Annotated in this window: 16 protein-coding genes; all 16 read left to right on the top strand. The window is 65.2% G+C overall.

Annotated elements, in window-relative coordinates:
* The first annotated feature begins 498 nt into the window (after positions 1-498).
* On the top strand, positions 499-879 hold the full coding sequence (locus tag ACYPYD_RS01850) for a hypothetical protein (protein ID WP_162177435.1): 381 nt from the start codon (positions 499-501) through the stop codon (positions 877-879).
* Positions 861-1,256: an SDR family NAD(P)-dependent oxidoreductase gene (locus ACYPYD_RS01845; RefSeq protein WP_236727501.1), complete on the top strand. Its 396-nt coding sequence runs from the start codon at positions 861-863 to the stop codon at positions 1,254-1,256. Before ACYPYD_RS01850 ends, ACYPYD_RS01845 begins: the two co-directional genes overlap by 19 nt.
* Before the next feature lie 67 nt (positions 1,257-1,323).
* Positions 1,324-2,475: a thiamine pyrophosphate-binding protein gene (locus tag ACYPYD_RS01840; RefSeq protein ID WP_202902903.1), complete on the top strand. Its 1,152-nt coding sequence runs from the start codon at positions 1,324-1,326 to the stop codon at positions 2,473-2,475.
* Positions 2,445-2,924 (top strand): thiamine pyrophosphate-dependent enzyme, encoded by a 480-nt coding sequence (locus tag ACYPYD_RS01835; protein ID WP_459661854.1) that lies wholly within the window; start codon positions 2,445-2,447, stop codon positions 2,922-2,924. The genes ACYPYD_RS01840 and ACYPYD_RS01835 overlap by 31 nt, the downstream gene beginning before the upstream one ends.
* 66 nt (positions 2,925-2,990) lie before the next feature.
* Positions 2,991-3,629: a glutathione S-transferase family protein gene (locus ACYPYD_RS01830; protein WP_036530627.1), complete on the top strand. Its 639-nt coding sequence runs from the start codon at positions 2,991-2,993 to the stop codon at positions 3,627-3,629.
* Between the two features lie 107 nt (positions 3,630-3,736).
* Positions 3,737-4,264 carry a 2Fe-2S iron-sulfur cluster-binding protein gene (locus tag ACYPYD_RS01825; RefSeq protein WP_051587222.1) on the top strand — a complete coding sequence of 176 codons (528 nt, stop codon included), beginning with the start codon at positions 3,737-3,739 and terminating at the stop codon, positions 4,262-4,264.
* Positions 4,261-5,238 (top strand): FAD binding domain-containing protein, encoded by a 978-nt coding sequence (locus ACYPYD_RS01820; RefSeq protein WP_008833381.1) that lies wholly within the window; start codon positions 4,261-4,263, stop codon positions 5,236-5,238. The genes ACYPYD_RS01825 and ACYPYD_RS01820 overlap by 4 nt, the downstream gene beginning before the upstream one ends.
* Positions 5,235-7,562, top strand: a complete 2,328-nt coding sequence (locus ACYPYD_RS01815; protein WP_459661853.1) for a xanthine dehydrogenase family protein molybdopterin-binding subunit — start codon at positions 5,235-5,237, stop codon at positions 7,560-7,562. The genes ACYPYD_RS01820 and ACYPYD_RS01815 overlap by 4 nt, the downstream gene beginning before the upstream one ends.
* Before the next feature lie 100 nt (positions 7,563-7,662).
* Positions 7,663-8,625: a cytochrome c oxidase subunit II gene (coxB, locus tag ACYPYD_RS01810; RefSeq protein WP_051587221.1), complete on the top strand. Its 963-nt coding sequence runs from the start codon at positions 7,663-7,665 to the stop codon at positions 8,623-8,625.
* Positions 8,622-11,144 (top strand): cytochrome c oxidase subunit I, encoded by a 2,523-nt coding sequence (gene ctaD / locus ACYPYD_RS01805; protein WP_459661852.1) that lies wholly within the window; start codon positions 8,622-8,624, stop codon positions 11,142-11,144. Before coxB ends, ctaD begins: the two co-directional genes overlap by 4 nt.
* Positions 11,144-11,521, top strand: coding sequence for a hypothetical protein (locus ACYPYD_RS01800; RefSeq protein WP_459661851.1), 378 nt, complete (start codon positions 11,144-11,146; stop codon positions 11,519-11,521). Before ctaD ends, ACYPYD_RS01800 begins: the two co-directional genes overlap by 1 nt.
* Positions 11,518-12,114: a cytochrome c oxidase assembly protein gene (locus ACYPYD_RS01795; RefSeq protein ID WP_036530617.1), complete on the top strand. Its 597-nt coding sequence runs from the start codon at positions 11,518-11,520 to the stop codon at positions 12,112-12,114. Before ACYPYD_RS01800 ends, ACYPYD_RS01795 begins: the two co-directional genes overlap by 4 nt.
* Positions 12,111-13,157, top strand: coding sequence for a c-type cytochrome (locus tag ACYPYD_RS01790; protein ID WP_459661850.1), 1,047 nt, complete (start codon positions 12,111-12,113; stop codon positions 13,155-13,157). Before ACYPYD_RS01795 ends, ACYPYD_RS01790 begins: the two co-directional genes overlap by 4 nt.
* A 32-nt stretch (positions 13,158-13,189) precedes the next feature.
* Positions 13,190-14,071 (top strand): non-homologous end joining protein Ku, encoded by an 882-nt coding sequence (gene ku / locus ACYPYD_RS01785; RefSeq protein ID WP_008830544.1) that lies wholly within the window; start codon positions 13,190-13,192, stop codon positions 14,069-14,071.
* Positions 14,043-16,589 (top strand): DNA ligase D, encoded by a 2,547-nt coding sequence (gene ligD, locus ACYPYD_RS01780; protein ID WP_459661849.1) that lies wholly within the window; start codon positions 14,043-14,045, stop codon positions 16,587-16,589. Before ku ends, ligD begins: the two co-directional genes overlap by 29 nt.
* Positions 16,590-16,714: 125 nt before the next feature.
* Positions 16,715-18,036: AsmA family protein (locus ACYPYD_RS01775; RefSeq protein WP_459661848.1), on the top strand; the 1,322-nt coding region annotated here is incomplete at its 3' end.

Raw genomic sequence — 18,036 nt, 5'->3', positions numbered from 1 at the left:
CGCTATCGCGAAGAGCTTCAGGTGCTGGTAGGCGTACGATAGTCTCCGAGGGACGAACCTGCGGGCCCCACTCACTGGTCTATGGATATTTAGCGTTTTAGGCTGCCGGGATGGCGACAGAGCAGCGCCGCGAGTGCCATTGAATGGGTGGGTCGCGGATGATTTCGCCTTTTGGTCGGCGAACGACGAAGACTGTCGAACCAACAAATCAAGCTGGCGTTGTGAATTAACACCGTATGGCGAATATAAAATATTGATATAATTAAGAAAATTAGAAATTTCTATGCCCTGTCCTGACTGATGAGGGACTTCGGGGGCATTATGAGATTTGCGATCGGTGGTTTTTCGTGTGCGTTGGCGCTGCTGTTGCCCGGGGGATGTGGAGGCGATAATTCGGGAGGCAACGGCAGTACGCCCGCTCCAACCCCTGTCCCCACACCAGTTCCAACTCCGGCGCCCGCACCTTCACCGACACCGACATCCAGCGCCGTTTATCAGGTGTCTATTGGCGGCCCAGCGATTGGCTCGCTAACTTTCGATACGAACGGATCCGGCAAATTTCACGACACGGTCAACAATGTCAGCGACTTGACCATCAGTACTAACAGAAAAAGTCAATTTGGCCCAGGCGTGGCGGATCAGCCGACCGGAGCCATGTTGCCAGAGAACCCTGGCCGGGTGCCGGTGAAAGTCGGGGCCCTGAGCTTGGATACCGGCTTTTTCTACATGGGCATTGTACCGGCCATGGACGGAGTTATTACGTCTCCGGCGAGCCAAGTCTTAGGGTGGGAGCATACCGATACGATGGCCCGCAATGCAGGTTTCACAAAAACACCGGCAGAACTGCGAAATTTCGACGCTTGGCCCTGCCGCACCTGAAGGCCACCAAGGGCTGCATCGTTCACACCGCTTCGGTATCGGGCACCGGCGGCGACTGGGACATGACTGCCTACAACGCCGCCAAGGATGCGGTGGTCAACTTCACCCGCGCGCTGGCGCTCGACCTCGGGAAATCCGGCATCTGCGTCAACGCCGTCGCCCCAGCCCTCACCGAAAGCGATCTGACCAAGGACATGCTCGACGATGAGGCGCTGATCGCGAAGTTCCATGAACGCTCGGCGCTGGGCAAGCACGCCAGGGCAGAGGACATCGCCGGCCCGGTTACCTTCCTCGCGTCCGATGACGCAGCGCTGGTGACGGGCGCGATCCTTGCCGTCGACGCAGGGATTTCCGCTTCCAACGGCCAGCCCGGCTGACCCGCGCACAGCTTTCCCGATATACGCAGGAGTACGCCCATGTCCCTTACCGTAGCCGAACTTCTCGTTGCCACTCTCGACGAGATCGGCCTTCGGCATCGTCGGCGATGCGCTCCCCCCCTTCACCGATGCGATCCGCCGTCAGAACAAGGTGCGCTGGATCGGCGTGCGCCATGAGGAAGGCGCAGCGCTCGCCGCGGCAGGGCAGACGAAAGTGACCGGAGCTTTACGAAGCCCGCAAGGACCATGGCCGGTCCTCGCGATCTCGGGCGGCGTCGCCACGGCCAAGCGCGGCAGCGACTACCTGCAGGAAGACGATCCTGTCGCGCTGTTCCGCAACGTCGGCGTCTACAGCGAGATCATCGCCTCGCCCGATCAGGCAGCAGCGGTCATTCAACAGGCGATCGCGCATGCGTATGGCGAGCGCGGCGTCGCGCACATCTCCATCCCGCCCGAGGTCTTCGCCGCGAAAGTTCCCGGCCCGGTGCCGAGCATCGCCACCCTGCGCCCCCGGCTCGAAGTCGCACCGGCAGCGGCCGACATCGCCACGCTGGCGCAGATGATCGGCGAGGCGAAGACCGTGGCCGTCCTATGCGGCTTTGGCTGTCACGCCGCTGCGGAGGAGCTGAAAGCGCTCTCGGACCGCCTGAATGCACCGCTGATGCATACCTATCGCGGCAAGGATATCCTGCCTTACGACGACCCGCGCTGGATCGGCGGCATCGGCCTGATCGGCGGGCGGCCCGGCGTCGATGCCCTGCACCAGGCGGACCTCATGCTGATGCTGGGGACCGACTACCCCTATTCCGAGTTCCTCCCCACCAAGACGCGTGTGGTGCAGATCGACGAACGCGCCTTCGCGCTGGGTCGCCGCACGCCGGTTGCTCGGCATCGTCGGATCGGTGCGCCCGGCCTTGCGCATGCTGCTCGACGCCCTGCCGCAGCGAAGCGACACCGCCTTTCTGAACGCGGTGAAGGCCAACCGCGCGAAGTGGGACGCGATGCTGGACGAAAAGGCCGCGCTCGATCGATCGCCCGACCTGCTGCACCCGCAGGCCATCGCCCGCGCGGTCAGCGATCGTGCCGCCGAGGACGCGGTGTGGGTAACGGACACCGGCGAGGTCACGCTGTGGGCGGCGAACTGGCTGCGCCAGAGCGGGCGCCAGCAGATCACCGGCTCGTTCAACAATGCCGCCGTCGGCACCGGCATGGTGCATAGCCAACGGTGTCCAGGCGCTCGATACCGCGCGGCAGGTGATCCTTCACGCGGGCGATGGCGGTTTCACGATGCTGCTGGGCGAATTCATGACCGCAGTGGAACACAAGCTGCCGGTCAAGGTGGTGGTCTATGACAACAGCACCTGGGGCCTTGTTCATCTGGAGATGGAAGGCGCCGGAGTTCCGCCGAGCGAGGGAGCCTCGTTCCCCAACCTCGACTTCGCCACATTCGCGCAGGCCTGCGGCGCGCGCGGGTTCACGGCAAGAAAGCCGCACGAACTGACCGCCGCCGTGGATGCATGTCTGGCCGAACCCGGGCCAGCGATCCTCCATGCCGTCGTCAATCCTGATGAGATTCCCGCCATGCCGCATATCGATCCCGGTCAGGCGCTTCGTTTCGGGATTTCCAAGGTGAAGCAGGCATTCGGCGCTCTGACGCGGCGGGGCTGAGGCCGTAACCTTGCCGCCCGAAGTCCGTTGGCATCGTACGCGTAATCGACGAAGAGCCATGCACCGATGATCGTCGTCCACCATCTGGAATACTCGCGTTCGCAGCGCGTCCTGTGGCTGCTGGAAGAGTTCGGCCTGCCCTATGAGGTCAAGCGCTACGAACGCGATCCCAAGACGATGCTGGCGCCGCCCGAACTGAGGCGCATTCATCCGCTCGGCAAGTCGCCGGTAATCGTCGATCGCGATCACTCCGGGTCCGAACGGATCATCGCCGAAACCGGCGCCATTATCGAATACCTCACAAGCAAGGCTGACGGACGTCTGGGTAAGCCCTATGGCGACGACGCGGCACTGCTCTACCGCCACTTCCTCCATTATGCGGAAGGCTCGCTAATGCCGCCGTTGCTGGTGAATCTGGTGCTGGGACGCATCCCGCTACTGGGCAAGACAGCACAGAAGAAGCTGCAGCCGATGATCGACGTCCACCTCGATTTCGTCGAGCATGAACTGTCTTTCCGGCCGTGGTTCGCTGGCGATACGTTCACTGCGGCCGATATCATGATGAGCTTCCCGCTCGAAGCGGCCCGGGATCGAGGAGGACTGGAAGTGGGGCGTCCTTCGACGATCGCCTGGCTCGACAATATTCACGCGCGGCCCGCGTATCGGGCCGCGCTCGAACGCGGCGGCCCCTATCGCTTTGCCTGACGACGACACCGCAATACCGCGCTGCCGGCACGCGGAGCCACCGGCTGCGTTACACACAGGCGCATTCTCCGACCATCAGCCAAATCCGGCATCAGGAGGTTTCTGCGATGAGCATTCTCGTTAATGGAGCGCCCGCCGAGCTCCCATTCGACCCCCGCGTGTCCCTGCTGGATTTTCTGCGCGATCGCCTTCACCTGCACGGGACGAAGAAGGGCTGCGATCAGGGCGCCTGCGGCGCCTGCACGGTTCTGGCGGACGGGGAGCGCATCCTGTCGTGCCTTGCGCTGGCGGTACAATACGACGGGCGCTCCATCGTGACGATCGAAGGTATCGGTTCCGCCACCGATCTGCATCCACTGCAACAGGCCTTCATCGAACACGATGGCTTCCAGTGCGGCTACTGCACCCCAGGCCAAATCTGCTCGGCGATCGGCATGGCGGACGAACTGCAGCGCGGTGTCCCCAGCCACGTTACGGATGACCTCGCCGCCCCGACAATGCCGTTCAGCGCCGAGGAAGTCCGCGAGCGAATGAGCGGCAACCTGTGCCGCTGCGGCGCGCATAACGGAATCATCGATGCCATCGCGGCAACGTTTGCGCCGTCACCAATGCCCGAAACGGAGGCAGCGCAATGACACCTCTGCGTTACGCACGCGCTGCCGATGCCAGCGACGCCGTGCTCCAGGCCGGGACCGGAGCGCGTTATCTGGGAGGCGGCACCAATCTCGTTGATCTGATGCGCGAGACGATCGAGCGTCCCGAAGCTCTGGTGGACGTATCCGGCCTTGCCGTCGGTATCGAGGAAACTGCGAACGCCGGCCTGATGATCGGAGCGGGGACACGCAACACCGCGATTGCGGCGCATCCGCTCGTCAGGCAGCGCTACCCCATTCTTTCCCGCGCCATCCTTGCCGGTGCCAGCGCCCAGATTCGCAACATGGCGACGGCGGGCGGCAATCTGCTCCAGCGCACGCGCTGCGCCTATTTCTACGACGAGAGCGGATCGCGCTGCAACAAGCGCCACGTCGGACAGGGCTGCGACGCGCTCGAGGGCTTCAATCGCAACCATGCGATCCTTGGAGCTTCAGACGCCTGTATCGCCGTACACCCTTCGGACATGGCGGTTGCGCTGGCGTCACTTGATGCCGTCGTCCACACGCGCACATCCAAAGGCGAACGGCAAATCCCGCTGGCCGACCTGCACCGACTGCCAGGCGATCGACCCGATATCGAGACCGTGCTGGATCAGGGTGAATTGATCACCGCGATCGAACTGCCACCTGCCCTCCGCCGTTCGACGTACCGCAAGGTGCGAGATCGTTCGAGCTACGCCTTCGCGCTGGTTTCGGTCGCAGGCGCGATCACCGTCGAGGACGGGCATATCCGCGATGTTCGCTTGGCCCTCGGCGGCGTTGCGCATCGCCCCTGGCGCGCACGGCGCGCCGAGGACGTCCTGCGGGGCGGGCCTGTCGGCCAGGTCGCCTTCGCAACAGCGGCCGATGCCGAATTGAGCCAGGCCCGCGCGCTGCGGCATAACGGCTTCAAGATAGAACTCGCCCGCCGCACCCTCGTCGCCGTGCTTGAGGAACTGACGGGAGACCCGGCATGAACATCGCCAAGGACGCCAAGGGCCTCGTACAGGGCATGGCGCAGGGCCTGATGGCGAAGGCCGTCGCCTTGGCGCCGGACAACTGGGTGCCGGGCGGTGTGCCCGATCCGCTGATCGGCCACCAGCATGGGCATCTGGGGCGCGCGGTATCGAGGATTGACGGCCCGCTCAAGGTCTCGGGCACGGCCCGGTTCGCGGCAGAGTTTCCGATGGAGGGCATGGTCTTTGCCGCCATTGCTTTCAGCACCATCGCCAAGGGCCGCATCGCCAGCCTCGATACCGCTCGCGCGCTGGCCGCCGACGGCGTGGTCGAGGTGATGACCTACCGCAATGCGCCCCGCCTCTCGCCGCCGCCTGCGTTCATGTCAAACCCCAAGGCGGCGGGCGGGGACAGCCTTCCAGTGATGCAGGACGATCAGGTCCACTGGAACGGTCAGCCCGTAGCCGTGGTGCTGGCGGATACGCAGGAGCAGGCCGATCACGCCGCCTCTCTGATCGAAGTGATCTATGAAGCCGTGGCTGCCGTAACAGCATTCGACGAAGCCCGCCCTGACGCCCGGCCCGCGATGTTCATGGGCCAGCCGCTGCATGACGAGAAGGGCAAGGCGAAAGCCGCGCTGGATGCAGCAGCCGTGCGCGTCGATGCGACCTATCGCACTCCGCGCCACAATCACAATGCGATCGAGCTGCACGCGGTGACGGTGGCCTGGCAGGATGATGTCCTGCGCATCCACGACGCCTCCCAGCTTGTCAGCCATACGGCTTGGTCGCTCGGACAGATGTTCGGCATTCCCGAGGACAAGATCGTTGTTACCTCGCCTTACGTCGGTGGGGGTTTTGGCGGCAAATGCATGTGGCAGCATCATGTTCTTGCCGCCGCCGCCGCGCAGCTTTGCGGACGCCCGGTACGCCTCGTCCTGTCGCGCGAAGGCGTTTACCGACTGGTCGGCGGTCGGTCGTTGACGGAACAGCAGGTCAGCCTTGGCGCGGATGCGGACGGAAAGCTGAAAGCGCTGATCCATAAGGGCCTTACCGCCAAGACGCCCTCGAACGTCATGCCGGAGCCGTTCATCCTCGCTGCCCGCAGCGCCTATGATGCCGAGACAATTGAACTCGATGTGCACACGGTCGAACTGGACCTCCTGGCCAATACTTTCATGCGAGCGCCGGGCGAATCAGTGGGAACATTTGCGCTGGAATCAGCCATGGATGAACTGGCCGAGGCGCTGGGCATCGATCCTATCGAACTGCGCATCCGCAACGAACCCGAGGTCGATCCGCTAAACGGCCTGCCTTTTTCCTCGCGCCGCATCGTCGATGCCTGGCGCGCGGGCGCACAGGCGTTCGGGTGGGATAAGCGTAGTGCGGTTCCAGCCAGCCGACGCGAAGGCGAATGGCTCATCGGCATGGGCTGCGCCAAGGGCACTTATCCCTACTACCGCATGCCCGGCGGCGCTGCACGGCTGACCATGACGCCGAAAGGCGCCAGCGTGGGGATCGCCGCGCACGAAATGGGCATGGGCACCGCCACCGCGCAAGTGCAGGTCACCGCCGAACGGCTGGGGCTGCCGATCGAGGCGATGGATTTCGAGTACGGCGATTCCACGCTTCCGGGCACCGTGCTGGCAGGAGGATCGCAGCAAACCGCCGCCATCGGCGCAGCCGTTATCGCGGCGCACCGCCTGCTTATCACGGAACTGCTGGAGATTGTCGGCAATGATTCCCCCTTGGCAGGCCTCAAGCCTGACGACGTGGCATGCCGAGATGCCGGTCTTTGCAAGCGTGACGAGCCCGAGCGGCACGAGACATACGCCTCGATCCTCGCCCGTGCGGGTCAGGACAGCATAGAAGTGACGGGCGAAGGGCCACCGCCGCTCGAGCTCATGCACTGGTCGATGCACAGCCATGCGGCGATGTTCTGCGAGGTACGCGTCAATGCGATCACGGGCGAACCGCGCGTCAGCCGCTTCCTCGGTTCCTTCGACTGCGGGCGCATCCTCAATCCCAAGACCGCGACCAGCCAGTTTCGCGGCGGCATCATCATGGGCCTTGGCCTGGCGCTGATGGAAGAAACCCAGATCGACGAACGCAATGGCCGGGTCATGAACCCGAGCCTGTCCGAGTACCATATCCCTGTCCACATGGACGTGCCCGAGATTGACGTGATCTGGACCGGCATTCCAGACCCGCACACGCCGATGGGCGCGCGCGGCATCGGCGAGATCGGCATCACCGGCACGGCCGCAGCGGTCGCCAACGCTATCTACAATGCGACGGGAAAGCGGGTCCGCGACCTGCCGATCACGCTCGACAAGCTGCTGTGATGGGGGCCAGCAACCCTTTGTAACGCCCGCCTCTCCGAACTCTTGCCCCGCTCGCGCGTTGTCAGGCGCACACAGGGGACAGCACGGGACAAGGGGCATCTTGCGCAAATCGATCATCGTCTGCGCGGCTTTGCTGGCCGGGTGCAACAACCACCAGTCCGCGCTCGCACCGTTCGGGCTGGAGGCACGCTCAACGCTGACGATGACCATGGTGCTGGTGATCGGCGCGGTGATCATCGCGCTGGGCGTGGTAGCCGTGTTCGTCCTCGCGGTGCGCGCGCCGGAGGGGCGACTGGACCACGCGGGCGGAATGCGCATGGTGCTCTGGCTCGGCGCGATCGTGCCGACGGTGGTGCTGACGGCACTGTTGGTCTGGGCCCTGCCCGCGATGCGTCCGCTCCCCGACGCCGCGCAGAACCTGCGCGTGCATGTCGAGGGCGAGCAGTTCTGGTGGCGGGTGCGCTACAAACATCAGGGCCAGCCGCCCCTGATCTCCGCCAACGAAGTGCGCATTCCAGTGGGCCGCACTATCGTGTTCGAACTGACCGCGACCGACGTGATCCACAGCTTCTGGATCCCCGGCCTTGCGGGGAAGATGGACATGATCCCGGGGCGCACCAACTACCTCGTCGTCAAGGCCGACAAGGCGGGCATCTATCGCGGCGTCTGCGCGGAGTTCTGCGGCCTCAGCCATGCGCTGATGGCGTTCGACGTGATCGCGATGGAGCCCGCCGCCTTCGACGCATGGCTGGCGACCAGTCGCGAGCCGCCCATTCGCACGCAGGGTCGCGGCGCGGCGCTGTTCGCGGCCAGTGGCTGCAATGCGTGCCATTCCCTGAACGGCGGCCAGAGCGGGGGATCGGGCATCGGCCCCGACCTCACCCACTTCGGGACACGCCGCACGCTGGGCGCTGGCATCCTTGCCCCCACCGTGGAGAACACCGCCGCCTTCATCCGCGATCCGCACAAGTCAAAGCCGGGAGCCCGCATGCCCTCCTACGCCGCGATGCCGGAGGCAGACGCACGCGCAATCGCCCGCTGGCTGAAGGAGGCGGGACGATGAGCCTGCACGATCAGGACGACATCGCGCTGCGCGAGGCGCAGGAAGTGCGGCTCCGCAAGGTCTGGGAACCGCCCAAGGGACTGTTCCTGCGCTGGACGGACACCAACAACAACCAAGTCGGCGTGTGGTACGTGCTCACCGCCTTTGCCTTCATGCTGTTCGCGGGCGTGCTCGCGCTCATCATACGCATGCAGCTGGCGGTGCCGGACAACGATCTGGTGGACGCAGGGACGTTCAACCAGCTGTTCACGCTGCACGGCTCGGTGATGATGTTCCTCTTCGCGGTGCCGATGTTCGAGGCGGTGTCGATCATCCTGCTGCCGCAATTGCTGGGCGCGCGCGACCTGCCCTTTCCGCGCCTGTCCGCTTTCGGATACTGGTCGTTCCTGATCGGCGGGGTGTTCGTATCGGGCTCGATCTTCTTCGATGCTGCGCCCGATGGCGGGTGGTTCATGTACCCGCCGCTGACCACGCGCACGGACCTGTCCGGCCTCGGCGCAGATATCTGGATGCTGGGGCTGTCCTTCATCGAGGTGTCCTCCGTCGCCGCCGCCGTCGAACTGATCGTCGGCGTCCTGAAATGCCGCCCGCCGGGGATGCGGCTCAACCTGATGCCGCTCTATGCCTGGTACATCCTCGTCGTCGCGGTGATGATCCTGTTCGCCTTCCCGCCGCTGATCGCAGGCGACGTGCTGTTCGAGATGGAGCGCCTGCTCGACTGGCCGTTCTTCGACGCCTCGCGCGGCGGCGATCCGCTGCTATGGCAACACCTGTTCTGGATCTTCGGCCATCCGGAGGTCTACATCGTCTTCCTACCCTCGATCGCCCTGTTCGCGATGCTGGTGCCGACATTCGCGCGTCGGCACCTACTGGGCTATCCGTGGATCGTGCTGGCGGCGGTGGGCACCGCGTTCCTTTCGTTTGGGCTCTGGGTCCATCACATGTTCGCGACCGGGCTGCCCAAGATCAGCCTCGCGTTCTTCTCCGCCGCGTCGGAGGCCGTGGCGATCCCGACGGCGGTGCAGATCTTCGTGTTCATCGTGACGCTCTGGGCGGGGCGTGTGGTCTGGTCGACGCCGCTGCTCTACGCGGCGGGGAGCTTGGCGATCTTCGTCATCGGCGGGCTGACCGGGGTAATGGTGGCCGTCGCCCCGTTCGACTGGCAGGCGCACGACACATACTTCGTCGTCGCCCACCTGCATTACGTGCTGATCGGCGGCACGCTGATGCCGCTGTTCGCAGGGCTCTACTACTATTGGCCGCTGGTGACGGGCAAGAAGCTGTCGGACCGACTGGGGCGCACCGCGTTCTGGCTCATCTTCGTGGGCGCCAACATGTGCTTCTTCCCGATGCACCTGTCGGGGCTCGAGGGAATGCCGCGCCGCGTCTTCACCTATCCGGAGGAGCTTGGCCTCGGCGGCCTCAATCTTGCCTCCACCATCGGCTCGTTCGTGATCGCGGCGGGTGTGGCGGTCATCGTGCTGGACTTGTACCGCTCGCCATGGCGGCAGAAGGCCCCGCGCAATCCATGGGCTGCGGGCACGCTGGAGTGGCTGGCCCATCCCGATGACGAGAACTGGGGCATCCGCTCGATCCCACTGATCGAGAGCCGCTATCCGATCTGGGATCAGGAGGACTTCGTGCGCAAGGTGGACGAAGGCCGCTACTTTCTGCCCGACGCCGAGGAAGGCCGGCGCGAGACGATCGTGACCTCGGTGCTCGATGCCCGCCCGGTGTCAGTGATCCGTCTCGGCGGGCCGAGCTGGCTGCCGATGCTGACGGCGGTTGCGCTGGGCGGGGTGTTCATCCTGACGACCTACCACTTCTACTGGGCCGCGCTCGCCTCGGGCATGCTGACGCTGGCGCTGGTGCTGACATGGCTGTGGACCGGCACGGCGGAGATTCCGGAGAAGCCCCGCAAGCCGATCGGCCACGGGCTGGAACTGCCGCTCTACATCTCGGGCGACGCGGCGCCGGGGTGGTGGGCGATGTTCATCACCATGATGGCGGATGCGACGGCGTTCTCGGGCCTCGTCTTCGGCTACTACTTTTTCTGGACCCGGCACGAGGACTTCCCGCCGATGGCGATGGCGGACGGACCGGGCGTCTGGTGGCCGATGGTGGCTCTGGCAGTCGGGCTCGCAAGCTGGCTGGCGACGGTGGGCGCACGCGAAGTTCACGCGTGCGGCAAGATCGCGCTCGCCCGCGTACTGGTACTGGTGGGCATCGCGGCCAGTCTTGCCGGTATCTACGCAGGTCTTGCCGGACCCTGGCTCTCAGGAATGGACCCGCAGATGCACAGCTATCCAGCCATCGTCTGGACGCTGGCGATCTGGACGACGGCGCATTGCGGCGTCGCCGCGATCATGCTGGCCTACGTCCTTGCGCGCAGCCTTGCCGGGAAGATGACGCCCGCGCACGACGCCGATATCCGCAACGTCACCGTCTATATGCACTTCCTCGCGCTGACGGTGGCGGTCACGTACCTCACTATCGGCCTGTTTCCGGAGCTCGCGTGATGAGTGAGCGGCGCAAGTGGCATGAGCGGCTCAAGGTCGCGCTCTGGACTCTCATCGTGCCGCCTGCGGTATGGGCGGGCCATTTCCTCTTCGCCTACCTGTGGGCGGCGATATCCTGCGCCAAGGACGGCGCCTTCGCGAAGTTCCCGGTCCTGTTCGCCCTTGGCACCGTATTGGCGCTGGCGGTGATCGCGCTGTCTGGCTGGATCGCGTGGAAACAGCAGCGCACCGTCGGTGATCCGCCCCCGCATGACGAGGGCACCGAGGTCGACCGCCTGCGGTTCCTGGCCAAATCGACGCTGCTGCTGGCGGGCCTCAGCTTCGTGTCGGTGCTGTTCACCGCCCTGCCCGTCGTGTTCATCGGAGACTGCCGGTGAAGCGCGCCGCACTGGTTGTCGGATTGCTTCTGGTCCCGATCGGCTGGGCGCTGTCGCCGCTGCCGCTGGGCATGACTGGACACATGGCGGGACACATGATCGCCGTGGCCGTGGCCGCGCCGCTGCTGGCCTATGCGGCACGGGGCACCATTGCCGATCCGGCAAGGCGCTGGCCGCGGATCGTCACACCGATGGTCATGATGTTGCTGGAACTGCTGACCGTCTGGGGCTGGCATCTGCCCGCTTTGCGCGCCGCCGCCGATAGTCACGCCCTTATAGCCGTGATCGAGCAGGCGAGCTTTCTTGCGGCCGGTTTTTTGCTGTGGAGCGCGGCCATCCACCCCCCGGCCCGAGCAAGCGGGATCGGCGCCCTGCTGCTTACGTCCATGCACATGACCCTGCTGGGCGTCCTCATTGGCCTTGCGCCGCGTCCGCTCTATCACGGGATGCACCATGGCCACGGGCTTGATCCGCTCGGCGACCAGCAACTTGGCGGCGTGGTGATGCTGGTGATCGGCGGCGCCAGTTACCTGATCGGCGGGCTGGGCCTGCTTGCGACCCTGCTGCGAGAAGACCGGAGCACCGCGACATGATGGTGAAAATCACGACCGGGCGTGTGGTGCTTGCCCTCAGCGCAGCACTCACGCTGGGGCTGGGCGCGGCGGCGGCAGGGCTGGTGCCCGTCGCTGCCTCCACCGGGCACTGGAAGATCACCGACTGGTTCCTGCACTGGACGATGCAGAATTCCGCGCGCACCTACAGCGCCGTGCAAACGCCCAAGGTCATCCGTGACGATACGGGCCTCGTCAGCGCGGCAGGGCATTTCCGCCAGTCCTGCCAGGTATGCCACGGCGCGCCGGGGGAAGCGCCCTCCCCGGTCATGCAGGCCGCCACTCCGCCAGCGCCGAACCTTGCCAAGACGGCGGGCCACTACACCGATCGCGAACTGTTCTGGATCATCCGCCACGGCGTCAAGTTCACCGGCATGCCCGCATGGGCAGGAAAGAGCCGCGCCGACGAAATCCGCCGCATGGTCGGCTTCGTGCGCCGCCTGCCGACGATGACACCGCGGCAATACCGCGCGCTCACTCGGCCGATCGCAGGCGCTCCCTTGCCCCAGTGCGCGGGCTGCCACGGCGTCGACGGCAAAGGACGCGCCCAGCCCGACATCCCGATCATCGCCGGACAGGATGCCGCCTACATGCTGCGCGCGCTGCAGGCCTACAAATCCGGCAAGCGGGCCAGCGCGGTCATGCAGACAGCCGCGGCCGGGCTCGACGAGGCGCAAATGAAAGCTGCGGTCACCTATTACGCGCGCCTGCCCGGCCTGTCTCACGGCCCCGTTACAGACCGGCACGCCATAGTCGCGAAAGGCCTTCCCGAAGCGCAACTGCCAGCCTGCGCGCAGTGCCACGCCCCCGGCAAGGCAGCCCCTGTCATCACCGGCCAGCGAGCCGCGTACCTGGCCGAACGCCTGCGCCAGTGGCGAGGCGAAGACACGGTCATCGACGCTCACAAGCCGCAGGACCCGATGGCCGTAATCGCCCGGCGCATACCCGAGGAGGCGCTCGATGATCTGGCCGAAAGCCTCGCTGCTCCCACCGGCCAGACTGCGACGGGAACAACCATGCCCTGATCCGGCTTGTGATGCCGAGGAAGGAACCGCCCATGCCCGCACGCGCATACTGGAAAGGCCAGATCCGACTGGCGCTCGTCTCGATCCCGATCGAGGTCTACCCGGCGACGCGATCGGGCGCGGCGATTTCCTTTCATCAGATCCATGAGCCGAGCGGCAAGCGCATCCGCTACGAGAAAGTCGCGCCCGGCGTCGGCCCGGTGGACCGCGACGAGATTATCAAGGGCTTCGAGGTTTCCAAGGGCAGCTACGTCCTGCTCGACGAGGAGGAGATCGAGGCGGTCAAGATCGAGAGCCGCAAGACGCTCGAACTCGTCCAGTTCGTCGATGCCGATGAGATCGATGTGCTCTATTACGAGAAGCCCTATTTCGTCATCCCAGCCGACGATCTGGCAGAGGAAGCGTACACCGTCCTGCGCGAGGCGCTGCGCAAGACGCGCAAGGTCGGCCTTGGGCAACTGGCGGTGCGCGGGCGCGAGCAACTGGTGTCGATCAAGCCTTGCGGGCGGGGCCTGGTGATGGAAGTGCTGCGCTACGCCGACGAGGTCCACAAGGCGCAAGGCTACTTCCGCGACATCGAGGATGCGAAGCCCGACGCCGACCTGCTCGACCTCGCCACGACGCTGATCGACAAGAAGACCGCACCGTTCAAGCCCGCCGAATTCCACGACCGCTATGTCGATGCGCTCCACCGCCTGATCGACAAGAAGGCCAAGTCGAAGAGCAACAAGCGCATTCTGGAGGATGTTGAGGAACCGGCAAGCGGCAAGGGCAACGTCATCGATCTGATGGCGGCGCTCAAGAAGTCGGTCGGGGACGGCAAGGCCGGCGGCAAGTCAGCCTCGTCAACGCGCAAGCCTGCGGCGAAGAAGGCATCGCCCTCGGGTGGCAGCCGTGCCCGCAAGCGGGCGTAGCGGCAAGGCCGGCGCCCCCGGCGCCGACCTTCTCGCCGAATACAACCGCAAGCGCGACTTCGCGAAGACCGCCGAACCTGCGGGCAAGCGAAGCAAGACCGGCGGCAACGCCTTCATCGTGCAGAAGCATGCGGCGCGGCGGCTGCATTGGGATTTCCGACTCGAAGTCGATGGTGTGCTCAAGTCCTGGGCGGTGACCCGGGGACCGAGCGCCGATCCCGACGACAAGCGCCTTGCCGTGCGCACCGAGGACCACCCCCTGTCCTACGGCGAATTCGAGGGCGGCATCCCCAAGGGCGAATACGGCGGCGGTACGGTGATGCTCTGGGACCGGGGCACCTGGGCGCCGATCGCGGGCAAGAGCGCGAAGGACATCGAGGACGGCCACCTCCACTTCACTCTCGATGGCGAGCGGATGAAGGGCGAATGGCTGCTCGTGCGCATGAAGCCCAGACCCGGCGAGAAGCGCGAGAACTGGTTGCTGCGCAAGGTGAAGGATGCCCATGCGCAGACGGGTGATGCACTCGTCGAACAGGGCCTCACCAGTGTGCTCACCGGCCGCACCATGGCCGAGATCGAAGCCGACAAGGGCGGCACCCACTCGCTGAAGGGCAAGAAGGGCGATGCCTTTGCGCAGGTCATGGAGAAGGCCGCCTCTCGCAATGCGCGGCACAAGAACCGCTCCCGCAAAGGCGCGGGCAAGCTGCCGAAGTTCCGTCCCGTCCAGTTCGCCACTCTGGTCGACACCGTGCCCACCGGCAACCTGTGGATGCATGAGATAAAGTTCGACGGCTACCGCGCGCTCGTCGCGGCGGCGGGGGGCAAGGTCGTGGTCCATACCCGCAGCGGCCTCGACTGGACGGATAAGTTCGGCCCGTTGGCCGCGCATATCGCCGCGCTCGACCTGCCGCCCTGCCTGATCGATGGGGAGATCATCGCCCGGGGCACGGACGGCAATCCCGATTTCTCCAGCCTCCAGGCCGTACTCAAGCGCGGCAAGGGTAGCCAGGGCGAAGACCAGCCCTTGGAATTCCACGCCTTCGATCTCCTCGAACTTGATGGCGAGAATCTGGCGGCGATGCCCAACATCGAGCGCAAGGAACGGCTGGAGGCGCTGCTGGCTGATGCCGTGCCGCCCATCTTCGTCGCCGACCACGTGATCGGCGCTGGCGAGACGCTCTACGATGCGATGTGCGGCGCCGGGCAGGAAGGGATCATCGCCAAGCGCATCGATGCACCCTACCGGGGCCGCCGCACGAAAGACTGGGTCAAGGTCAAGTGCACCCGGCGGCAGGAGTTCGTCATCGTGGGATGGGCGAAGTCGAGCGCAAAGGGCCGGCCATTCTCCTCGCTGCTGCTGGGGCAGTACGAGGACAAGACCCTTATCTATCGCGGCAAGGTGGGCACCGGCTTCGACGCGGAGGGTCTTGCCGACATGGCGACAAGGCTTGAAAAGCTGGCGCGCAAGACCCCGCCGCTGAGCGTCGATAAGGCAGAGGCACGCGGCGCAAGCTGGGTCACCCCGAAACTGGTGGCGGAAGTGGCCTTCGCCGAACTGACCGGCGAAGGCCGCGTGCGTCATGGCAGCTTTTTGGGCCTCAGGATTGACAAGAAGGCTCGGGCTGTCACGCCGGAGAAAGCGCAGGCCCCGCCACGGGCGGAGATTGCCGTGAAGATCAGCAACCGCGAGCGCGTGATCTTCCCCGAAAGCGGCAACTCCAAGGGCGACCTTGCGGATTACTACGCCGCCGTCGCGCCGCTGATGCTGCCGTTCGTGACGAACCGGCCGATCAGTCTCGTCCGTTGCCCGCAAGGCCGGGCGAAGAAATGCTTCTTCCAGAAGCACGACAGCGGCACGTTCGGCGAACACGTCCATCACGTGCCGATCCGCGAAAAGGACGGCGGCGCGGAGGACTACCTCTATCTCAATGACGCAGAGGGCCTTCTCTCCTGCGTGCAGATGGGCACGATCGAATTCCACGGCTGGGCGGCAAGGGTCGACGACGTTGAACGTCCCGACCGCATGATCTTCGACCTCGACCCCGACGAGGGATTGGATTTCAAGGAATGCATCCGAGCCGCCGGCGACATCCGTGCCCGGCTCGCGGACCTTGGCCTGGTGGCCTTCGCAATGCTGTCCGGCGGCAAGGGCGTCCATGTCGTCGTGCCGCTCAAGCGCGGGCACGACTGGGACACCCACAAGGACTTCGCCCGCCGCTTCGCCGAAGCCATGAGCCTTGCCGAGCCGGACCGCTACGTCGCGACGATGAGCAAGGCCAGGCGCAAGGGCCGCATCTTCATCGACTGGCTGCGCAACCAGCGCGGAGCGACCGCCGTGCTGCCATATTCGGTACGGTCACGGGAAGGCGCCCCGGTCGCGGTGCCGGTGAGCTGGGATGAACTGGACGGGATGAAGACTGCGCAACCGTTCTCGATCGGCGATGCTGCGGAGCTGATCCGGCGGTCTGAGCGGCTACATGGTTGGGGGTTCGCCGAACAGCGGCTTCCGGAGATCTGACCAAAGTGAACCCGCAACCAAATCCCCCTCTCAGACGATGATAGGCCATGGAAACGCCAGTCGCCTCGGATTCGCCTGCGCCAACGCCATCCGTCCGGCGGCGGAGCAGCCACATCGTTCGCAACGTGCTGCTGATCCTGGTCGGCGCGATCTTCGCTGTATGGCTGGTGCTGTTCATCACCAAGGGGCGGTTCCTCAAGCATCCCTTCGAGAGCATCACCGGTTCGCTGAGCGATCGTCAAGTAAAGGTCGGCGGAGACTTCCAGCTCTATTTCGCACCGCTGCGCATCAAGTTCCTTGCCGAGCGACTGGCCGTCTCAAACCCGCCATGGGCCAAGGGCCGCGCCCTGTTCGCGGCGCAGCGAATTGAAGCGCGGATCGCACCGCTATCACTGCTGTTCGGTCGGCGGCATGTCTATTCCCTGGCACTCGACCGGGGCGTTGCCAATCTCGAATGGGACTGTGCTCACAAGCGCAACACCTGGACGTTTTCGCAAGGCCGCGAAGGCAAGCCCTTCCAGATGCCGCGCATCGACCAAGCCGACATCACCGGCACGCAGGTCCATTATGTCGATCCGCAGATGCCCCTGCTCGCGAATCTCACTATCGATCCGATCGCGGCGACCGACACCCGCATCGGCAAGGCGGTTGGGCTGAAGGGTGACGGAATGTTCCGCGCCACGCCGTTCCGCCTTTCGGCGCAGTTGCTGTCCCCGGATGCCAGTGTTGCTGGCGGGGAAAACCGACTCCAAGCGCGCGCCTGGGCCGCTCACAGCGTGATCGACGTTTCGGGCACCCTGCCCGGCTTGACGGAATTCGAAGGCGTCCCGCTGAAGGTGGCGGCGCAGGGCCGCGACTTGTCGGATTTGCTGGCCGTCATTGACGTCGCGATCCCGCAGACGCGCCGCTATGCGCTCAAGGCGCAGATGGTGAAGCAGGCACAGACTTATCGCTTCACCGGAATGAACGGCACCTTCGGCCAGTCGGACTTGTCCGGCAGCTTCACCGTGACCAACGCAGCGCGGCTGCGAATGGACGCGTCGCTCGTGACCCGGCGGCTCGACATCATCGATGCGGCCCCGTTCATCGGCTACAATCCGGACGTCGTCGCTTCAAAGGGTGCGGTGGCCGCTGCCGCCGCCACAGGTGCCGGCGCGCGCCGTATCCTTCCCGATGCCGCACTGCCGGTTGCGATGATGCAGCGCTTCGACGCGGGGGTCGACTGGAAGATCGCTTTCGTGCGCTCGAAGAACGTGCCCGTTTCAAACATCGCGCTCAAGTTGTCGCTCGACAAGGGGCGCCTCGCGCTATCGCCGCTCACGTTCTCGATGGCGCGCGGCGATGTGGCCTCGGACCTGATATTCGACACCCGCCAGCGGCCGTCGGCAATACGCTACGACATCCGGCTTGCAACCACGCCGATGGGACGGCTGCTCGCCGGATATGG

It is taken from the genome of Novosphingobium sp. 11B (assembly GCF_054589055.1).
Note: the sequence above shows the minus strand (reverse complement) of the source record. Positions and strands in the feature narration are given on the sequence as shown.